Here is a 20,256-nt window from a genome sequence, read left to right as displayed (position 1 = left end):
ATGTATGATATTGGAATTATCGGAGGTGGTACGGCCGGAATGACGGCCGCTGTCTATGGACAGAGAGCCGGAAAAACTACGCTGATTCTCGAGAGCGCTAGTTTTGGGGGACAGATTGTTTCCACACACAGAATAGAAAATTACCCCGGAATCGCGAGTGTAAGCGGAAGTGAATTTTCCACAAATCTTTTAGAGCAGGCTAAGAATCTCGGAGCAGAAGCTGTTATGGAACAGGTTACAGGAATCCGAGATGAAGACGGAATCAAGATTATTGAAACTGCAGGAAAAGAGTATCCTTGTAAAACGGTAATCATTGCATCCGGGGTAGCTCAGAGGCACATGGGGCTGGAAAAAGAAGTGAAACTTACCGGTTCGGGTGTTTCCTATTGTGCAACCTGCGATGGGGCGTTTTTCCGGGGACGGGATGTGGCGGTAATCGGAGGCGGCAATACTGCATTAGAGGATGCAGAGTTTCTTTCTAATTATTGCAGCAAAGTTTACTTGGTACACAGGAGAGATGAGTTTCGTGGGGACAGTACTGTTGTAGATATATTAAAGAAAAAAGATAATGTGGAATTTGTACTCAGCGCTACGGTAAAGGATATTGTCGGGGAGACGATGGTCGAAGGTCTTATACTTAACAATAAGAAAACCGGGGAGGATTTTGAGATAAAGATAGCAGGAGTCTTTGTGGCAATCGGACAGATTCCGCAAAACCAGATATTTAGTGATTATGTGAAGCTGGACGGGGCAGGATTCATTCTGGCAGCAGAAGACTGCGCCACTTCACACCCTGGAGTCTTTGCTGCGGGAGACTGCCGGACAAAGGAAGTTCGTCAGCTAACAACAGCATCAGCTGACGGGGCGGTAGCTGCGCTGGCAGCCTGCAGATATCTCAGCAGGGGTCAGTAGCATATATCAGGGGTAAAAAGGGCAGGAGAACATTTCTCCTGCCTAAAATCTTATTTGGTTATTCTAAAATCAATCCATCCAAAGCTTCATCCCCATCCAGGATTTCATATGCCCCAGCATAGTTTCATCAGGTTCTATGATGATACAAGTGCTCTTCTGATCTATGAAAGTCATAATGGCAAAGGCTTTTGCCGAACTATCCCCGGAAGAGAAGTCCATAGTTTTGTCAGGGTGATAGGAATTCATACGTGGTGATCCCTTGGGGGCAATAATTTCAGCCTGCTGGATGTCCAACGTGAGAAGCTTTTTCCTTTTAGATTTACTGTAAATGGCATCCACTTCCAGGTCATGGTTCAGCAGTGTATATTCATATTCCACATTCAGTTTTTGAAAAAGAAAGTAGTAAGCCAAAAGTGCCAGCACTATTGTAATCACTATGCTTAAAAAACCCAGCAGCGGCAGAGTAAGCAGCAAGAACAGGGTGATAACTACGGTGACCACAATCCGGATCAGGTTCTCTTTCAGTCCGGATTTATGTGTTACAAGTTGTTCGTAAAAACTATCATTCATGTTAAGAGTTCCTTTCTGTCTGTAAATAATTCATGACCATTATTGCGATTTTAAGAGTCATGGCATCTTCAAATTTTCGTATATCCAGTCCGGTCTTTTTTTCAATCTGCTCCAGGCGGTAAATCAGGGTATTTCTGTGCATGTGCAGCTGCCGGGAGGTCTCTGCAATGTTCAGATTGTTCTGGAAGAACTTATTGATGGCGGCAGTCGTCTCCGCATCAAAGGGCTCCGGGGCTCCATTGCCAAATATTTCTTTCAGGAAACTCTCACAGATGCCAGATGGGAGACGGTAAATCAACCTTCCGACACCCAGTTGGTTGTAAGGGAAAACAGTCTGTCCGGAATAAAAAAGCTTTCCCACCTGAAGTGCCAGGCTGGTCTCTCTGAATGCTCCGGGAAGTTCCGACAAAGTGTCCATATTTCCACTGTATGCGATTTGAACGTGGGTCAGAGCTTCCATATTCAGTGTATCTACAATCGTGTGGGACAGATGATCCATATCTTCATCCGTCTCACACACCTTTAAAGGCCTGAGAATGGCAATGCTCTTTTCACTCATGGATACCAGGTAAGTCTTCGACTGGGACGGAAAAAGATTCTTCAAAACTTGTATGATCGTATCATCCAGTATGTTTTTTGTCTCCGCCAGAAACAAAACTCTGGGGACTTCCGCATCAATGTGCAGGTTTGAGGCACGCTTTAAAATGTCGTAGGCCGGGATGCCTTCTGTCATCAGGCTCTGAAGAAAGTGACTTTTATTGTACTTTTCTTTATAGGCCAGAGAAAGACTATGAATCTGTGCAAGCGCAAATTCCTGCTCCTCGGGGGAATCAACATAAACGTCCAGGACGATTCCTGTAACTTTTTTCAGTTCCGATAATGCTTTGTCTAACTCCGGCGTGTGTCCCATCAAAATCTCCCGTATACATAGAATCAAAGAGGCTGCACCATATAGCACAGCCCCTCTTTTAGTTTATATTATTATTCTAAAACATTAATTTACAATCGTCAACTCTGTTTCTTTGTCAAACAGATGAATTTTTTCCATATCCAGAGCGAAAGTGGCGTCATCACCGTTTCTCAGTGTCGTCCGTGGATTGACACGGGCTGTCATCTGAGTGCCTTCCACATCAAAATAAAGGAACACTTCAGCTCCGAGAAGCTCATATACTTTGATTTTAGACTTGATGACACTGTCAGGTGAACTATTGATAAATGCTTCTGAATCATGTACGTCTTCAGGGCGTATACCGAGAACAACTGTACTGCCATCATATTTACTGTCGAGTAAAGCCTTTTTCTTAGAGGCAGGGACTTTCAAAACGTGTTCCCCTACAGTAAGTGTTACGTCTTCGCCCTCTACTTTGACTGTTGCATCCATGAAGTTCATCTGAGGAGAACCGATGAATCCGGCAACAAACAGATTGCAAGGTGTGTTGTATAAGTTCTGAGGAGTGTCTACCTGCTGAACAACACCGTCTTTCATAACGACGATTCTTGTTCCAAGAGTCATAGCCTCTGTCTGGTCATGGGTTACATAGATGATGGTTGCGCCCAGATTCTCATGAAGTTTGGAGATCTCAATACGCATCTGTACTCTTAGCTTTGCATCCAGGTTGGAAAGAGGTTCATCCATAAGGAAAACCTTCGGATGACGCACAATGGCACGGCCCATGGCAACACGTTGTCTTTGTCCGCCTGACAGAGCTTTTGGCTTGCGGTCGAGGAGCTTTTCCAAATCTAGGATTCTTGCGGCCTCACGCACCTTTTTATCAATTTCATCTTTTGGCACCTTGCGAAGCTTCAGACCGAATGCCATATTGTCATATACTGTCATATGAGGATACAGAGCATAGTTCTGAAATACCATCGCGATATCACGATCCTTCGGCTCTACATCATTCATAACCTTGCCATCAATCTCCAGCGTGCCGCCTGAAATATCTTCCAGACCTGCAATCATACGGAGTGTTGTGGATTTTCCACAGCCGGATGGTCCTACAAAAATAATAAATTCCTTATCTTCGATGTCCAGATCGAAGTCTTTTACTGCCTGAAATCCATTGGGGTATATTTTTTGAATTCCCTTTAATGATAAACTTGCCATTTAAACAGCCTCCTTGAAAGTAGTGTTTCTTTGCTTGTTAAGACAAGTATAATAAATATATGAAGAAGTAACAATATCACAGGTAACTAAAAAAAAGAGAAAATTGTGTAAATTTCAACCATATAAATATGCTATACTAAATCATGTTCCATGATATAGGGGTCAAAAGGTATTTTGCCCCCTGATGCCTACGGATTGCTCCGCACTTTGTGCTCCCGCAATCCTAAAAACAAGAATGAAAAGGAGATTCATATGGAAAAGATATTAAATTACTTTACTATAGAAGGAGCACTGGGGGGAAGTCAGGACTGGTTTACAAATGTGGTGATGAATATTGGCGGCTGCGCGGCGGCGACTGCCTGTGACTCCTGCATCTATTTTGCGCTGCATCAGGGGCAGAAGCATCTTTACCCATATGACGTAGAACATCTGACAAAGAAAGAGTATGTGCAGTTTGCGATGAAAATGAAGCCCTATATTAAGCCAAGAATGGGAGGAGTAAAGAAACTGTCCATGTTTATAGACGGATTTTCAAAATACCTCCGGGACGTGGGGGATACAAGGATTAGCATGAATGGCTTTGCCGGTGACCATACAGCTGATGAGGCAAAGGCTCTGATTAAAAAACAGATTGACGCGGGTTTCCCCATCCCTTATCTTATGCTGAAGCATAGAAATCCTAAATACAAAGACTTTGTATGGCACTGGTTTTTATGCTTTGGGTATGAGGAAAAGAGAGACGGCTTCTTTATAAAAGTAGCTACCTACGGTACGGCATCCACCTTTGTGCTAAAGGATTTGTGGAATACAGGGTATGAGGAGAAAGGCGGGCTGATTCAATATACGGCTGCGCAGTAAGTAATTTTTGCGGCAGTTTAATTGACGAACAGTCTCTTATCGGCTACAATAGGTGTACTGAATAGTTACCTGAATTTTTATAGAAAAGAGGAGTTAAGATTATGGCAAATCCAATCGTTACTTTTGAAATGGAAAACGGAGATATTATGAAAGCGGAATTATATCCGGAAATTGCGCCGAACACAGTAAAGAACTTCATTTCTCTTGTGAGCAAGAAGTTTTATGACGGCTTGGTTTTCCACCGTGTGATTAATGGATTTATGATTCAGGGCGGGTGCCCCGACGGAACAGGCATGGGAGGACCGGGATATACAATTAAAGGTGAATTTTCTCAGAACGGTGTTGCCAATGACTTGAATCATGATGAAGGTGTTCTTTCTATGGCAAGGGCAATGCACCCAGACTCAGCGGGCTCACAGTTCTTTATTATGCACAAAAAATCCCCTCATCTGGACGGAGCATATGCTGCCTTTGGAAAGATTATAGAAGGTATGAATATTGTAAACAAGATTGCGGACACGGCTACAGATCACAACGATAAGCCTCTGGAGGCCCAAGTGATGAAACACGTAACTGCAGATACCTTTGGAGAGGATTACGGGGAACCAAAAAGAGCTTAAGCTAAGGTGCCAGAGAAAACACAGAAGGAATAGAACATGCAGAATCCGAAGCATTGGGGGTAAGACCAGGTGGATATGGTTCAATCCGAAAAATTGATTTATGAATATGAAAAACGGGACGAAGAGGGAAATGTAATCGGTATGAACCGGGCAATTGACGGGGTGGATATCGACATTCCCGAAGGCAGTTTTGTCGCCATATTGGGGCATAATGGTTCCGGGAAATCCACTCTTGCCAAGCACATGAATGCAATTCTGGTTCCCACGGGGGGAACCATGTGGGTGGATGGCAGGGACACAAAAGATCCCATGGAGCTTTGGAATGTCCGCCAGTCTGCCGGCATGGTGTTCCAGAATCCCGACAATCAGATTATAGGAACCGTGGTAGAGGAGGATGTAGGGTTTGGGCCGGAGAATTTAGGTATCCCCACAGATCAAATATGGAAGCGCGTGGAAGATAGCCTAAAGGCGGTGGGAATGCTGGAATACCGCTCCAATTCTCCGAATAAGCTTTCCGGAGGTCAAAAGCAGCGTGTTGCCATAGCCGGCGTCATTGCCATGGAGCCAAAATGCATTGTGCTGGATGAGCCTACGGCCATGCTGGACCCGAATGGAAGGAAAGAAGTAATCCGAACGGTGCAGGAGCTGCGCAGGCGCAAGAAGGTTACAGTAATCCTGATTACCCATTATATGGAAGAGGTGATTGATGCAGATCAGGTGTACGTAATGGACAGCGGTCATATTGTGATGCATGGAAGCCCAAGAGAAATCTTCAGCTGTGTGGATGAATTGAAACGTTACAGGATGGATGTACCCCAGGTGACAATGCTGGCGGAAGAACTTAGGAAAAAGGGATTGCAGCTTCCCGCCGGGATTTTAAAAACGGAGGAGCTGGTGGAGGCGTTATGTCAATTAAACTCGAACACTTAAATTACGTGTACAGTCCTGGGACAGCCTATGAAAAGCAGGCTTTAAAAGACATTAACCTGGAGATACCCCAGGGAGAATTTGTGGGAATTATCGGGCACACCGGTTCCGGAAAGTCTACATTGATACAGCATTTCAACGGACTCTTAAAAGCATCCGGGGGAGCGCTGTATTATAATGGGGAAAATATTTACGGGGATGGATATAATATGAAACAGCTGCGCAGCCAGGTAGGACTGGTGTTCCAGTATCCGGAGCATCAGCTTTTTGAGGTAGATGTGTTAAGCGATGTATGCTTTGGGCCGAAGAATCAGGGACTTTCTTCGGAAGAGTGTGAAAAGCGGGCAAGAGAAGCACTGGAGCTGGTGGGCTTTCCTGAAAAATATTACCGGCAGTCCCCCTTTGAATTGTCAGGAGGGCAGAAGCGCCGTGCCGCCATTGCAGGAGTACTTGCTATGAGGCCGAGTGTTCTCGTGTTGGATGAGCCTACGGCGGGCCTGGACCCGAAGGGGCGGGACGATATTTTGAATCAGGTGGAGCATCTTCACAAAAATACGAATATGACGGTGATTCTGGTGTCACACAGTATGGAGGATATTGCCCGGTATGTGGACCGTATCATTGTGATGAACCAGGGTGAAAAGATGTTTGACGGTAAACCTAAGAAAGTGTTTTCTCATTACAGAGATTTGGAGAAGGTGGGCCTGGCGGCACCCCGGGTGACTTACATTATGCATGCTTTAAAGGCACGGGGAATGAACGTGCGCACAGATGCGACGACAGTGGAAGAGGCTGCTAAAGAGATTATAAGGAGTTTCCATGATTAGAGATATTACCATCGGACAGTACTATCCAGCAAGAAGTGTGATTCACAGACTGGATCCCAGAGTAAAGATTATCTGTACTCTTTTATTTCTGATATCCCTGTTTATTCAGAGAAGCATACTGGGATATTTGATTGCGACAATATTCCTGGGGATGGTCATATACACAAGCCGAGTGCCGCTGAAATATATATTGAAAGGATTGAAGCCTATTATTATGCTTCTCCTTGTTACAGTTCTTTTCACGCTGTTTTTGACAAGGGAGGGAGAAGAGCTGTTCCATTTCTGGATTTTTAATATTACAGACAAAGGACTCAATATATCTGCGTATACTGCAATCCGTCTGATATATCTGATTATGGGTTCCTCCATTATGACCTTTACAACGACACCGAATGCACTGACGGATGGCATAGAGAGGGTTCTGCATCCTCTGAATAGGGTGAAAGTACCGGTTCACGAGGTGGCAATGATGATGTCCATTGCATTGAGATTTATTCCGATTCTGCTGGAGGAAACAGATAAGATTATGAAGGCCCAGATAGCCAGAGGAGCCGATCTGGAGAGTGGAAATATGATACAGAGGGTAAAAGCGATGATACCTGTTCTTGTGCCTTTGTTTGTGTCGGCTTTCCGCAGGGCAAATGATCTTGCCCTGGCAATGGAGGCACGTTGTTATCGGGGCGGGGAGGGCAGAACAAAGATGAAGCCGCTGGTGTACAGAGCAAAAGACTATCTGGCGTATGCGGTGATTGTGCTTTATATGATGCTGATATTTTTTGTGGGCCGGTTTGTGCCTTTTCATATCTGGATATTTTAGTGAGGGAATATGAAACGTTTTAAACTTACAGTGGCCTATGATGGGGCGAATTACTGTGGCTGGCAGATTCAGCCCAACGGTATTACAATAGAAGAGGTTTTGAATAAAAAATTATCCGGGCTGCTAGGAGATGATATTCGTGTAATCGGAGCCAGCCGCACTGATTCCGGTGTCCACGCGCTGGGCAACGTGGCCGTATTTGACTCAGACACCACAATCCCTCCTGAGCGGCTGGCCTATGCCTTAAACCGGCAGCTTCCAAAGGACATTGTTGTTGTAAAATCGGAGGAAGTTCCTATGAACTGGCATCCTCGGTATTGTAACTCAGTAAAAACTTATGAATATCATATTTTAAACAGCAAAATTCCTGACCCCACAAGGAGACTGACCCGGTATTTTGTCTCTTACAAGTTGGAGCTGGATAAGATGAAAGAGGCTGCCGCCTGTCTTGTCGGGGAACATGATTTTGCCAGCTTTTGCAATGTGAGGACAAATGTAGAGGATACCGTGCGTACGATTTACAGGCTGGACATAGAAGAAAGCGGGGATGAGGTTACAATACGGATCATCGGAAATGGCTTTCTTTATAATATGGTGCGGATTATTGTAGGTACCCTGCTGAGAGTGGGAAGGGGCTTTTATACTCCGGACCGGGTAAAGAATATTCTGGAAGCCAGGGACAGACAGGCGGCCGGAGTGACAGCGCCGCCTCATGGCCTGGTGCTGGTTAGGATTGACTATAAAAGTTAACGTAACTTATTGTTTAGGAGGAAATTATGAGAATTATAGAAGCAAAAGATTATGAAGATGTAAGCAGAAAGGCAGCCGACATTATCGGCGCTCAGATTATTTTAAAGCCCGATTGTGTCCTGGGGCTGGCAACCGGCTCCACACCGATAGGAGCTTATGACTGCCTGGCGGAAAGATGTAAAAACGGGGAACTGGATTTTTCGAGGGTGTCTACGGTAAACTTAGATGAATATAAAGGCCTGGACAAGGAGAACGACCAGAGCTATTATTACTTTATGCATAAGCATTTGTTTGACCGTGTGAATATAGATAAGGCACGCACCCATCTTCCCGACGGCATGGAACCAGATTCGGACAAAGAATGCAAAAGGTATGAGGATTTGATTGCATTTATGGGTGGTATAGATTTGCAGCTCCTTGGGCTTGGGCACAACGGCCACATCGGTTTCAATGAGCCGGCGCCTGCCTTCTGTAAAGAAACTCAATGTGTGAATTTGACGGAGAGTACAATTGAAGCAAATAAACGTTTCTTCGCTTCCGCAGATGAGGTGCCGAGACAGGCCTATACCATGGGGATTAAGACCATTATGCAGGCAAGAAGGATCCTGGTAGTTGTGAGTGGGGAAGATAAAGCCGGAATTGTTGCAAGAGCGTTGTCAGGTGATGTGACACCGGAGATTCCGGCATCTATTCTGCAAATGCACCCGGATGTAATTGTGGTGGCGGATAAAGCTGCCTTGTCTAAATAGTTATCTCAATGATACCAGGGTCAAAATACCTTTTGACCCCAACATCATCTCAATATAAAGCTTAGAATAAGTCACGGAAGCCGATTTTCAGCTTCCGTGACTACAGATTTCAAGTCTCTCTTCCGTTTCTTTGTGTTCTTTTAACTCATCTCGAAAAATATTAATATAAAAAGCCCCAAATTCGTGCATCATTTCCATAATCGGCACAAGCTGCTTTCCGATTTCTGTAATTTCATATTCCACTTTCGGGGGGACCGAAGGGTATACATGGCGGGTAATTAAATGATCTTCTTCTAAGCTGCGCAGCTGCTTGGTAAGCATTTTCCGCGTAACGCCCGGCATACGCCTTAAGAGTTCATTGTAACGCAGGGTCTTATTGCTTAATAACCATAAAATCAGTATTTTCCTTTTGCCTGAGAGCAATTTATGTACTAAAACCATTGGACATAAATCTTCCTTTAGACAGGTTTCTCTCATAAGACAACCTTCATGTTTATCTGTATTTGCTTCCATAAATTTATCAACACCTTTCTGAATGCATATCTGTTGGCAGGGTGTATATAATAAGGTATCCTAAAGGATACTTAGGCACTATAAAGTGCCTGCTTGTAAATAAAGAGAACATACTTTAATATGAGAGGAAATGTAATTTTTATAATACTTGCTTATTATACAGGAAATAGGGGTGGTTTGCAACTTTCTATTGTTAAGGAATTAACGCCGTTTCCTGTCGCATGCCATCTGTTTAGAGAGAACTAAGGAGAGAAAAAATGAAGAGAGTAGTAATTATTGGGGCGGGCTATGCCGGTATTCTTACGGCAAAAAAGCTTGCAAAAAAAATTAAGAAGCAGGGCGATGTGGAGATTACCATCATTGATAAAAACCCTTTCCACACGATGCTCACAGAATTGCATGAGGTTGCGGCGGGCAGAGTAGATGAGGACAGCATTAAAATCAGCTTAAGTAAAGTGTTCGCAGGAAGAAAGGTAAATGTTGCACTGGACACTGTAACGGATGTGGATTTTGAGTCAAAGCTTATAAAAGGAGAAGAGGCTTCTTACGAGTATGATTATCTGGTGATGGCTGCAGGTTCCAAACCTACTACATACGGAGTTCCCGGTGTAGACGAGTATACTCTTAAGCTTTGGTCTTATGAAGATGCCATTTTGCTCAAAGATCACATTCTGAATACGTTCCGCAGAGCGGCTGCTGAAACAAATGAGAAAGAACGCAGGAGGATGCTCACATTTTATGTGGTAGGTGCAGGCTTTACCGGAGTAGAAATGGTGGGCGAGCTGGCAGAATACGTACCGATTCTCTGTGAAAAATTTGAAATCGACAGAAAAGAAGTGACTATGGTCAATGTGGATGGCTTGAGCAGACCGGTTCCTAATATGCCGGAAAAGCAATCTGCAAAAATTGCAAAAAGGCTGGATAAGATGGGCGTTGAGCTCTGTATGAATGCCTTTGTAACCCGGATTACCGAAAACTCCATTGTGTTTAAGCGCAATGATAAGGAGGAAGAAAGAAGCGTCGGAACAGTCATCTGGGTGGCGGGAATCCAGAGCTGCACCATAGCAGAAACGGCAGCGGATGCTCTGGAAAAACAAAGAGGCGGTCGAATTCCAGTGGACAAATATCTTCGTTCCACGAAAGACGAATCTGTTTATGTTGTCGGCGACAACATGTACTATGTTCCTGAAGGAGATACAACGTCTGTTCCCCAGATGGTGGAAAACGGTGAGCAAAGTGCGGGTACTGCAGCTCACAATCTTGCTGCTGCTGTAACGGGACAGGGAGAGATGGAAGGGTACAAGCCGTCTTTCCACGGTGTAATGGTCTGCGTCGGAGGACGCTACGGGACAGCCCATGTGGGGTTTGGAAAACATTTCTTCGGTCTTCCTTCTTTCCTGGCTATGTTTGCCAAACATTTTATCAATATCATTTATTTTATTCAGGTGCTGGGGTGGAATAAAGTATTCAGTTATATGAAGCATGAGTTCTTCACTGTCCGCAATTGCAGAAGCTTTGTGGGAGGACATTTCTCCAACAGAACGCCAAGTTTCCTTCTTGTTCCGTTAAGGTTCTGGCTCGGTGCCGTGTGGCTGTTTGAAGGTATCATGAAGGTGGTAGAAGGCTGGTTTAGTAAACCAATGCTGGAGGGATTTTTTGGCGGAGCCAATGGCTGGTATGACAGTATATTAAATGCAGCCGGCAAGGCAGCGGATGCGGTAAGTTCAGCTACTACTGCAGCTGCAAATACGGCGGCAGCAGATGCAGTAAGTGCAGCAACGGGGGCAGCAGCTGCAGGTGCAGCAGATGCAGCGGCCTCGGTTGGACATGTGATTTTCAACTGGAACATTTTAGGGCTCTTTAAAATGATATTTGTCAGCGGGGCGGATCTTGCATCCTCAACCTTAAATGATCTTGCTTTCAAGCTGGATGTTCCGATTATAAACTGGTTTGTAAATAAATGTATTTTGTCCAATGACGGAGTGCAGATGGCAATGCAGATTATTATTGTAGTTCTGGAAATTTTAATTGGACTTGCACTGATGGGCGGGCTCTTTACATCTCCGGCGGCAGCAGGTTCTCTGGTTTTGCAGTTCATGTTTGTGTGCACCACAGGTCTGTATCTGAATACTTTCTGGATGATTTTTGCGGGGATTGCCGTATTGATTGGGGCAGGAAGATCAATCGGCCTTGACTACTATGCAATGCCGGCATTGAAGAAGTGGTGGAGAAAGCTGCCTCTGATTCGAAAGCTGTATTTGTATAATGATTAGAAAAGCTATAGGTGAAGAAATGGAGAAATTAGCATATGAGGAGTCTTATGAACTTGTAAAAGAAGAGATTCAAAAGGCCCTTACCAATTCTCCCCGCATAATCAATGAATACCTGACGCATTTATCTGCGGCCCAGGGGAAAATGATACGTGCAGTTTCGGTATTGACCTGTGCACAGGATGAGGAAGGAAAGATTAATCCCAGTGCGGTGCATGCCGCGGCTGCGATTGAAATCATTCATCTGGCATCTCTTGTCCATGATGATGTCATCGACGATGCGGATTTGAGAAGGGGAAAAGAAACACTTCAGAAAAAATACGGGAAGCGTACAGCAGTTATCTGTGGGGACTACCTGTTGAGTCTTGCGCTGAAAATGACTGCTGCGATTCCCAACCGGAAGGACTACGAAGATTATGAAGATATGAACCTGCCGAATTATATCAGCAGGCTCTGTCTTGGGGAGTTGCTGCAGCATATAAACAACGATAACTTGAATCTGACGGTTTTTGAATATATTAAGATTATATCGGGAAAGACAGCGGCGCTTTTTGAGGCTTCATTTCTGGCAGGTGCTATTATGGGCGGTTATCCGGCAGAGGAGATTAAGAAGTACCGAAAGATTGGAAATTATGCTGGTTTAATTTTTCAGATGCAGGATGACTGCCTTGATTTTGATGAAACGGTAGAACAGGCAAAAAAACCGGTGCAGTCGGATTACGAGCAGGGTGTGATTACTCTTCCTGTGATTTATGCACTAGGACAACTGCCTGATTTTAAAAAGAAGGCGGCCGAGGGATGCATTGGCAGAGCGGATATCAACCGGGCGGTGGAAAAATCCGGGGGGTTAAATTTCACGAAGCAGATGATCGGGCGGTACTACAAAAAAGCGGAGCGCTGTATCAGCAGACTGGATACCACAGAAGAAAAACGCAGAAAAATTACTGCGATTGTGAAAAAAGCAACAGGGATGAAGGTGGAGCTGTAGAGGGAGAGCGAAAGAAATGTTTGCAAAGTTTTTTAATTATATAGAGATTAAGACAAAGATTACAAGTACATTGACATTTCTCCTGACTATAGGATTCCTTTTATATCAAAGGCAGGAAATGCAATGGGGAAAGACACTCATTTTTTTTGCGGGGATGTTTCTTTTTGACCTGACAACTACTGCAATCAATAATTATATTGACACGAAAGATAATGATCAGATTCTTGCTTTTGGAAGAAGACAGGCACTTCTAATTATTTACGCTCTGTTTGGAATCAGCGGCGGATTGGGACTATACCTTGCTTACCTTACAGATCTGGTAGTTCTGGCTGCCGGCGGAATATGTTTTCTCTTTGGGGTGTTTTACACATACGGTCCTCTGCCGATTTCCAGGATGCCCCTGGGAGAAGTAATATCCGGTTTCTTTTACGGGGTCATGATTCCGTTTATATTAATGTATATCAATACCCCAAAAGGAACTTTTTTGACCTACAGACTGAACTGGGAAACAGTATCTTTGTCGGTGCAGGTTGTCCCAGTTCTCACATTACTGCTTTTTGCTGTGATACCGTTTGCAGTGACAGCGAATATTATGCTTGCAAATAACATCTGTGACGTAAAAAAGGATGTGGCGGTGAGGCGGCATACACTTCCGTATTATATTGGAAAGAAAGCCCTTCCTTTGTTTGCAGGACTTTACTATATGGCTTACCTTGCCACGATTTTGATGGTAATATTCAAAATTCTGTCCCCGTTATCGCTTCTTTCAATTTTTACGATCATACCGGTGCAGAAGAATATCCGCATTTTCTGGAAGAAGCAGGAAAAAAGTACAACATTTAATATCAGTATTATCAATTTTATTTTAATTATGGGTGGGAACATCCTGGCAATTTTTTTGTCAGTGATTCTTGACAGGATCCTATAACAACATTGTTTTCATCCGGGGAACCGGATTGAAATAGAAGTTACACAAATAGCCGCAATGGCGGCGCAAAATGGAGGTACAATATGAAAAAAACAGCAGCATTATTACTTTGCGTGACTCTGGCTGCAGGAGCACTTACTGCTTGTGGAGGAAATAAGACAGAAACCGCAAAGACAGAGGACAAAAAGACGCAGGACACCAAGGAGGAAACTACAGATGAGGGAGGTGCAAAGACCGGGCTTTCTGTAATCACATCACTTGCAAAATCAACACCGGCAAGTGAAGAAGACGGGCTGGCACAGACAGACTCTACAGTAGTGGCTGTACTTGTCGATGCCGATGGCAAGATTCTGGACTGCAAAATTGATGCAGCTCAGACACAGATCAGCTTTTCAAAAGAGGGCAAGCTTGTATCTGATACAGCAGCTGAATTTAAATCCAAACAGGAACTGGGAGCTGACTATGGTTTAGGTAAAGCTTCTTCCATTAAAAAAGAGTGGAATGAGCAGGCAGACGCATTTGCTGAATATGCGGTAGGAAAAACAGTAGATGAGGTGAAAGGCATTGCAGTAAGCGAAGAGGGAGTGCCTACAGATGAGGATCTCACATCCTCTGTAACTATCCATGTAGGAGACTTTGTCTCCGGCATTGAGAAAGCGGCGGCAAATGCAAAAGCTTTGGGTGCAGGCAGCTCCGACAAACTGGGCCTGGGCGTTACTACTCAAATAGCAAATTCTAAAGATGCAACAGCTGATGAAGAGGGACTTGCAGAGGCATATTCTATGTATTCTGCTATAACAACTGATGCAGATGGCAAAATCACAAGCTGTTATATTGATGCATCACAGGGAGATGTGAACTTTGATACAAAGGGGGCTATTACTTCTGATTTGAAGGCAGAGGTTAAAGCAAAGCAAGAGCTGGGCAATGACTATGGCATGAAAAAAGCTTCTTCTATCGGCAAAGAATGGTTTGAGCAGGCAGACGCATTTGCTGAGTATGCAAAAGGAAAAACAGCATCAGAAGTCGGCGGAATCGCAGTGAATGACGAAGGCCTTGCTTCAGACGAAGATTTGATTTCTTCTGTAACTGTGCATGTGTCACCATTTATATCTGTAGTTGAAAAAGCGGCAGAGAACGCAAAATAATAATTAAGAAAAAATGATTTCCGGGGGATGCATTATTCTCACGAAGGCAGCATACCAGGCGGACATGCAGGCGTGTCCTTTTGGCCGCCGCCTGTGAGACTGAATGCATCCTGTTTTGTGTAATATGTATTTGGACTGATTTTAGAGGTAGATAAAGCATGAAGATGGGAAGAAGAACAGCGGCATTTCTGGCGGGGGTTTTGACAGTATCAATGCTGTTGTCCTGCTCGGGACCGGGTGAAAAGAGATATGAGGCAAGCTTTCTGGAGCTTTTCGACACAGCCAGTGTAGTGGTCGGTTACGCAAAAAGCGAGGATGACTTTACAAAATATAGTCAGAAGGTTTATGATGAGTTGAAAGTATATAATGAGCTTTTTGACATTTACAATGATTATGATGGTATTAATAACATTAAAACAATTAATGACAATGCCGGAATCAAGCCTGTAAAGGTTGACAAGAAAATTATAGATCTCCTTTCTTTTTCAGAAGAAATGTATGAAAAGACGGACGGAAAAGTAAACGTTGCTTTTGGAGCGGTCCTTTCTTTGTGGCATGATCACCGTGAGGCGGGGTTAAATAATCCCGGCCGGGCAACTCTCCCGGATTATGAGGAGCTAAAAAAACAAAATGAACATACCAACATTGAGGATATGATTATAGACAAAAATGCATCTACTGTTTATTTACAGGATGGGTCAATGAGTCTGGATGTGGGGGCGATAGCAAAAGGCTATGCAGTGGAGCAGGTTTCCCGGTTCATACAGAAAGAGGGAATGAAAAACGGTATGATATCTGTAGGCGGCAATGTAAGGACCTTCGGGGAGAAATATGATGAAAAGGGGAAGCGGGTTCCCTGGACTGTGGGGATCCAAAATCCAGATACATCCAGCGATAGGAAGTCAATTTATGATCTGCACCTGTCAGGGTATTCCCTTGTAACCAGTGGTGTCTATGAGAGATACTATGTGGTGGACGGTAAACACTATCATCATATTATTGATCCGGAAACATTGATGCCGGCAAAATATTTCCTCTCTATTTCCATTGTGTGTAAAGATTCAGGGATGGCAGATGCCCTTTCCACAGCGGTATTTAATATGCCCTATGAAGAAGGAAGCAAGATGGTAGAAGGACTAAAAGGTGTCGAAGCACTGTGGGTATTTCCAGATAGTACAATGAAATACAGCAGCGGCTTTGAAAAGTGGTGTGGCTTATGATAAAAAAGAATGACTTGATTTTGGCAGGAACTGTGCTTATTGTTGCTCTTGCGGCAGTGCTCCTTATAACATTTACCAAAAAAGAGGGTGCAGAGGTCGTGGTGACTGTGGATGGAGAAGTGTATAAAACTATGCCCCTTGACAAGGATGCGACTCTGACTCTTGGAGACAAGCAGGGTAATTACAATGTGGTGGAAGTCAAGGGCGGTGAGGTGACGATGACAGAGGCAAACTGCCGGGATCAGATTTGTGTGAACCACAAAGCCATTCATTACAACCATGAATCAATTGTGTGTCTGCCCCATAAAGTGACAGTGGAGATTCGCGGCGGGGAAGAAGGAGATATAGATATAATGGCAAATTAGACAGTACACCAGTAAGGAGCACTTATGAAAACCAGAAATGTGGCAATGTACGGAATGCTGATTGCACTGGCATTCATTTTAAGTTATATAGAAAGCATTATACCAATTCCTGTACCAATTCCGGGAATTAAGATTGGGCTTGCAAATCTGGTCGTAGTCACTGCATTGTTTTTGATGGGACCAAAGCAGGCCTTTGTGATGTCCATGATCAGAATTGTTTTGGTGGGTTTTACGTTCGGAAACCTGTCCACCATGATATTCAGCTTTGGGGGCGGACTGCTCAGCTGGCTGATTATGACAATCGCAAAGAGGTGGAACAAGTTTTCCGTGACGGGGGTAAGTATTCTGGGTGCCATCAGCCACAATGCAGGACAGATTCTGATCGCTATGTGGGTAGTGAACAGTGGTGTCCTCATATATTATCTTCCCTTCTTAATTATTTCCGGTCTGGTTACAGGTGCAGTGATTGGAATAGCAGGCGGACTGATTATAAACAACCTCAAGAAAATTGAGCTTTTTAGACCTTGACAAATATTTCGAGATAGGATAAGATTGCAACAGATATGAAAAGGCAATGAAGAGAACAAGTAGTGACCAAATTGGGGAAAACAGAAAGCTGCCGGCGGATGAGAGGCGCATGATACAATCGGTTATGAATACATCTCGGAGCTTCACACCCAACGTGGATTCATTTTTGATATGTATGTACACTAGATGAATTTGCAAGTAGGCTGTGGCGGAATGGTACACGTTATTGTACTGAGTGATTAAGCGGAAGGATTTAGTATATGTTTCTGTAAGCTGGATATACTCATTGAGACAGATAATGCGAGTTATCTGTGAATAAAGGTGGTACCACGAGTTTTATGAGCCCTCGTCCTTTTGGATGAAGGGCTCTTTTGTATAACATTTAAGTGAAAGAAAGGGAGAGAAGATGACAGTATACGAGGAATTAAAGGCAAGAGGACTGGTTGCCCAGGTAACGGATGAAGACTTGATCAAGAATTTGATTAACAATGGAAAGGCTACATTTTACATTGGCTTTGACCCTACAGCGGACAGCCTTCATGTGGGGCACTTTATGGCACTTTGTCTGATGAAGCGTCTGCAGATGGCGGGAAATAAGCCGATAGCGCTGCTGGGCGGCGGCACGGGTATGATCGGTGATCCTTCCGGCCGCTCAGACATGAGGCAGATGATGACCCCTGAGACTATTCAGCATAACTGCGACAGATTTAAAGAGCAAATGAGTAAATTTATAGATTTTTCCGAGGGAAAGGCACTCATGGTGAATAATGCCGACTGGCTTATGGATTTGAATTATATCGAGGTGCTCCGGGAGATCGGCCCGCATTTTAGTGTAAACCGTATGCTTGCGGCGGAATGCTACAAGCAGAGAATGGAGAAAGGACTGACTTTCCTGGAATTCAACTACATGATTATGCAGGCGTATGATTTCTTTGCATTGTACCAGAGATATGGCTGTAATCTGCAGTTCGGCGGTGATGATCAGTGGGGGAACATGCTGGCAGGAACTGAGCTGATCCGCAGAAAGCTTGGGGAAGATGCAAGCGCCATGACGATTACCCTGCTGCTAAACTCTGAAGGAAAAAAGATGGGAAAGACTCAATCGGGTGCAGTATGGCTTGATCCGGACAAAACATCACCTTTTGAGTTCTATCAGTATTGGAGAAATATTGCAGATGCAGATGTGTTAAAATGCATCCGTATGCTCACATTCCTGCCGCTGGAAGAAATTGATGCTATGGATTCCTGGGAAGGAAGCCAGTTAAATAGGGCAAAAGAAATCCTGGCATACGAGCTGACCAAAATGGTTCACAGCGAAGAAGAAGCCAACAAGGCACAGGAAAGCTCCAGAGCACTGTTCAGCCAAGGCAATGCAGCCGATATGCCCACAGCCGAACTGAGCAAGGAAGATCTGACAGATGACGCAATTGATATTTTGACACTTCTTTTAAAGAGCGGTCTTGTATCCTCCAAGTCAGAGGCCAGGCGTGCAGTAGAGCAAGGCGGGGTTTCCGCGGACGGAGAAAAAATCCCAGACATTCACGAAGTCTTTACCAGCGAGGCATTTACCGAAAGCGGACTTGTAGTGAAAAAGGGTAAAAAAAGTTTCCGCAAGGTTGTACTCAAAGGGGTCTGACCCTTTTGAGCACCGTTCTCTGAATTGTTTACAAATTTAATAGAAACTGTACACTGTAAGGAGGCATGTCGAGCGAACCGCTCAGTGTGCCTTCTTTATTTATGAGTAATTCGGTATAGTTTCCCCGGAGTTCTTTGCTGCAGGCAGTATATTGGGATTCGGAAGCATTGACAGCAACAAAAATCTTCTCATTTTCTGTCCTTCTCTCAAATATGAGCTGTTGGTTTGTGATGACGACATTGCGGTATCCTCCGCTGCAGAGTGCATCACTTTTGCGCCGAATTGCGATTAAAGTCCGGATGAAGTCTGTCAGTTCATTGGGGTGTGGTTCATCAAAGGCGGGACGGAGGGCGTAGTCATTATCTGGTGCTTTCACGCCTTCTGCCCCCCATTCACTGCCATAGTAGATGCATGGGATCCCAGGCATTCCAAAGAGGATGCCATAGGCGAGGGGCAGGTGTGCTTTGTTGAAGAGTATGCTGGCAATTCTGGTGACGTCATGGTTGTCCACAAAACTCATAAGGTGTTTGCCGCGGTAAAGACACCAATCCTCAGGGCCGTATTGACGGTTTAGAGAGTATGCAATTTCGAACATGTTCATACTGTTGAAACTGGAAAATATACCTTTGTAACATTCATAATTTGTACAGCTGTGAAGCATTTCTTCATTGACAATGAGATTGTAGTCCCCAAAAAGGACTTCTCCAATCAATGCAAAGCCTGGTTTGACGTTCTCACAAAAGCTGCGCAGTTTCCTCATAAAATTATGCTCCAAGCTGTAGGCAACATCCAGCCGCAGCCCGTCAATATCAAATTCCTTGATCCAGAACCGGGCACATTCCAGCAGATAATCAACAACGGCCGGATTCTGTAGATTCAGCCTGACAAGCTCAAAATGTCCCTCCCAGCCTTCGTACCAGAAACAATCCTGATATCCACTGTCTCCGTCAAAATTGATATGGAACCAATCTTTGTAAGAGGAGGCCTGCTTTTTCTCCTGCACATCCCGGAATGCCCAGAAACCGCGGCCTACATGATTAAATACACCGTCCAGCATGATTTTTACATGATGGGAGTGGAGGGATTCACAAACAAATTTGAAATCCTCGTTTGTGCCGAGACGGCAGTCGACCTTTTTGAAATCCCGGGTGTCATACCCATGGCTGTCTGATTCAAAAATGGGATTCAGTAGTATGGAGCCTATGCCAAGATCCTGTAAATATGCGCTCCAACTGTCAAGCCTGCGGATTCTGGAAACTGTCTTCCCATCATTGTGCAGCGGTGCGCCACAGAATCCTATAGGATATATTTGGTAAAAAACTTCATGATAAGCCCACATAAGGACACCTGCTTTCTAAAAGTTATTGTAACTATTTGGCGCCAGGCTCGAAAACCTGTAGGTTCCTTTCTTTTCAATTCCCGGCAAATAGATATTTTTATTATACAGCCCTCACACTTACAAATCAATTTATTTCCGCGGGCAACGAGTCAAGCGGAAATACTTGCAAACCTGAAAGAATGTG

At 44.3% G+C, this 20,256-nt stretch carries 21 protein-coding genes; 16 read left to right on the top strand and 5 right to left on the bottom strand.

The genetic code is table 11. The annotated features are described in order from the left end of the window. Nucleotides 1-912, top strand: coding sequence for a thioredoxin-disulfide reductase (gene trxB / locus EDD59_RS01685; RefSeq protein ID WP_132378268.1), 912 nt, complete (start codon nt 1-3; stop codon nt 910-912). Between the two features lie 69 nt (nt 913-981). Here the strand turns inward: trxB and EDD59_RS01680 are convergent, their stop codons facing one another. From EDD59_RS01680 to EDD59_RS01670, 3 genes are all read right to left on the bottom strand, one after another. Then, nucleotides 982-1,482 (bottom strand): DUF6106 family protein, encoded by a 501-nt coding sequence (locus tag EDD59_RS01680; protein WP_132378266.1) that lies wholly within the window; start codon nt 1,480-1,482, stop codon nt 982-984. A 1-nt stretch (nt 1,483) separates the two neighbouring features. After that, complete coding sequence (locus EDD59_RS01675; RefSeq protein WP_132378264.1) at nt 1,484-2,392, bottom strand: PucR family transcriptional regulator; 909 nt, start codon at nt 2,390-2,392, stop codon at nt 1,484-1,486. Nucleotides 2,393-2,476: 84 nt separating this feature from the next. Then, the gene (locus EDD59_RS01670; protein ID WP_132378262.1) at nt 2,477-3,589 is read right to left on the bottom strand and encodes an ABC transporter ATP-binding protein; all 1,113 of its coding nucleotides are present in this window, start codon (nt 3,587-3,589) and stop codon (nt 2,477-2,479) included. A gap of 252 nt (nt 3,590-3,841) precedes the next feature. On the opposite strand from EDD59_RS01670, the gene EDD59_RS01665 reads away from it, so the two are divergent. The 7 genes from EDD59_RS01665 to nagB all read left to right on the top strand — a co-directional run bounded on the left by EDD59_RS01665 (nt 3,842) and on the right by nagB (nt 9,137). After that, on the top strand, nt 3,842-4,447 hold the full coding sequence (locus EDD59_RS01665) for a hypothetical protein (protein ID WP_132378260.1): 606 nt from the start codon (nt 3,842-3,844) through the stop codon (nt 4,445-4,447). Between the two features lie 101 nt (nt 4,448-4,548). Further along, nucleotides 4,549-5,067, top strand: a complete 519-nt coding sequence (locus tag EDD59_RS01660) for a peptidylprolyl isomerase (protein WP_132378258.1) — start codon at nt 4,549-4,551, stop codon at nt 5,065-5,067. A 75-nt stretch (nt 5,068-5,142) separates the two neighbouring features. Next, on the top strand, nt 5,143-5,997 hold the full coding sequence (locus EDD59_RS01655; RefSeq protein WP_132378766.1) for an energy-coupling factor transporter ATPase: 855 nt from the start codon (nt 5,143-5,145) through the stop codon (nt 5,995-5,997). Next, nucleotides 5,973-6,821, top strand: a complete 849-nt coding sequence (locus tag EDD59_RS01650; protein ID WP_132378256.1) for an energy-coupling factor transporter ATPase — start codon at nt 5,973-5,975, stop codon at nt 6,819-6,821. The genes EDD59_RS01655 and EDD59_RS01650 overlap by 25 nt, the downstream gene beginning before the upstream one ends. Further along, on the top strand, nt 6,814-7,638 hold the full coding sequence (locus tag EDD59_RS01645) for an energy-coupling factor transporter transmembrane component T family protein (RefSeq protein ID WP_132378254.1): 825 nt from the start codon (nt 6,814-6,816) through the stop codon (nt 7,636-7,638). Before EDD59_RS01650 ends, EDD59_RS01645 begins: the two co-directional genes overlap by 8 nt. 9 nt (nt 7,639-7,647) lie before the next feature. Continuing rightward, nucleotides 7,648-8,388, top strand: coding sequence for a tRNA pseudouridine(38-40) synthase TruA (gene truA, locus EDD59_RS01640; RefSeq protein WP_132378252.1), 741 nt, complete (start codon nt 7,648-7,650; stop codon nt 8,386-8,388). A 26-nt stretch (nt 8,389-8,414) separates the two neighbouring features. Then, the gene (nagB, locus tag EDD59_RS01635) at nt 8,415-9,137 is read left to right on the top strand and encodes a glucosamine-6-phosphate deaminase (protein WP_132378250.1); all 723 of its coding nucleotides are present in this window, start codon (nt 8,415-8,417) and stop codon (nt 9,135-9,137) included. 87 nt (nt 9,138-9,224) lie between these two features. On the opposite strand, the gene EDD59_RS01630 is transcribed toward nagB, so the two are convergent. After that, a complete protein-coding gene (locus EDD59_RS01630) occupies nt 9,225-9,650 on the bottom strand; it encodes a winged helix-turn-helix transcriptional regulator (RefSeq protein ID WP_132378248.1) in 426 nt (141 codons plus the stop codon). Between the two features lie 257 nt (nt 9,651-9,907). Between EDD59_RS01630 and EDD59_RS01625 the strand changes: the two genes are divergently transcribed. The 8 genes from EDD59_RS01625 (at nt 9,908) to tyrS (ending at nt 18,733) form a co-directional block, all read left to right on the top strand. Beyond that, nucleotides 9,908-11,923, top strand: a complete 2,016-nt coding sequence (locus EDD59_RS01625) for an NAD(P)/FAD-dependent oxidoreductase (protein ID WP_132378246.1) — start codon at nt 9,908-9,910, stop codon at nt 11,921-11,923. Nucleotides 11,924-11,942: 19 nt separating this feature from the next. Beyond that, entirely contained in the window at nt 11,943-12,908 is a 966-nt protein-coding gene (locus EDD59_RS01620; protein WP_243117310.1) for a polyprenyl synthetase family protein, read from the top strand. Nucleotides 12,909-12,924: 16 nt separating this feature from the next. Next, nucleotides 12,925-13,836 (top strand): UbiA family prenyltransferase, encoded by a 912-nt coding sequence (locus EDD59_RS01615; RefSeq protein ID WP_132378242.1) that lies wholly within the window; start codon nt 12,925-12,927, stop codon nt 13,834-13,836. An 83-nt stretch (nt 13,837-13,919) separates the two neighbouring features. After that, nucleotides 13,920-14,984: a hypothetical protein gene (locus tag EDD59_RS01610; protein WP_132378240.1), complete on the top strand. Its 1,065-nt coding sequence runs from the start codon at nt 13,920-13,922 to the stop codon at nt 14,982-14,984. A 158-nt stretch (nt 14,985-15,142) separates the two neighbouring features. After that, nucleotides 15,143-16,204 (top strand): FAD:protein FMN transferase, encoded by a 1,062-nt coding sequence (locus EDD59_RS01605; RefSeq protein WP_132378238.1) that lies wholly within the window; start codon nt 15,143-15,145, stop codon nt 16,202-16,204. Further along, nucleotides 16,201-16,569 carry a NusG domain II-containing protein gene (locus EDD59_RS01600; protein ID WP_243117309.1) on the top strand — a complete coding sequence of 123 codons (369 nt, stop codon included), beginning with the start codon at nt 16,201-16,203 and terminating at the stop codon, nt 16,567-16,569. The genes EDD59_RS01605 and EDD59_RS01600 overlap by 4 nt, the downstream gene beginning before the upstream one ends. Nucleotides 16,570-16,593: 24 nt before the next feature. After that, nucleotides 16,594-17,097 (top strand): Gx transporter family protein, encoded by a 504-nt coding sequence (locus tag EDD59_RS01595; RefSeq protein WP_132378236.1) that lies wholly within the window; start codon nt 16,594-16,596, stop codon nt 17,095-17,097. 406 nt (nt 17,098-17,503) lie between these two features. After that, entirely contained in the window at nt 17,504-18,733 is a 1,230-nt protein-coding gene (gene tyrS / locus EDD59_RS01590) for a tyrosine--tRNA ligase (protein ID WP_132378234.1), read from the top strand. Between the two features lie 28 nt (nt 18,734-18,761). Here tyrS and EDD59_RS01585 read toward each other — a convergent pair whose 3' ends face one another. Beyond that, complete coding sequence (locus tag EDD59_RS01585; RefSeq protein ID WP_132378232.1) at nt 18,762-20,072, bottom strand: alpha-amylase family glycosyl hydrolase; 1,311 nt, start codon at nt 20,070-20,072, stop codon at nt 18,762-18,764. Nucleotides 20,073-20,256 lie beyond the last annotated feature (184 nt).

Origin of the sequence: Muricomes intestini (genome assembly GCF_004346165.1) — a bacterium.
Taxonomy (GTDB): Bacteria; Bacillota; Clostridia; order Lachnospirales; family Lachnospiraceae; genus Muricomes; species Muricomes intestini.
Note: the sequence above shows the minus strand (reverse complement) of the source record. Positions and strands in the feature narration are given on the sequence as shown.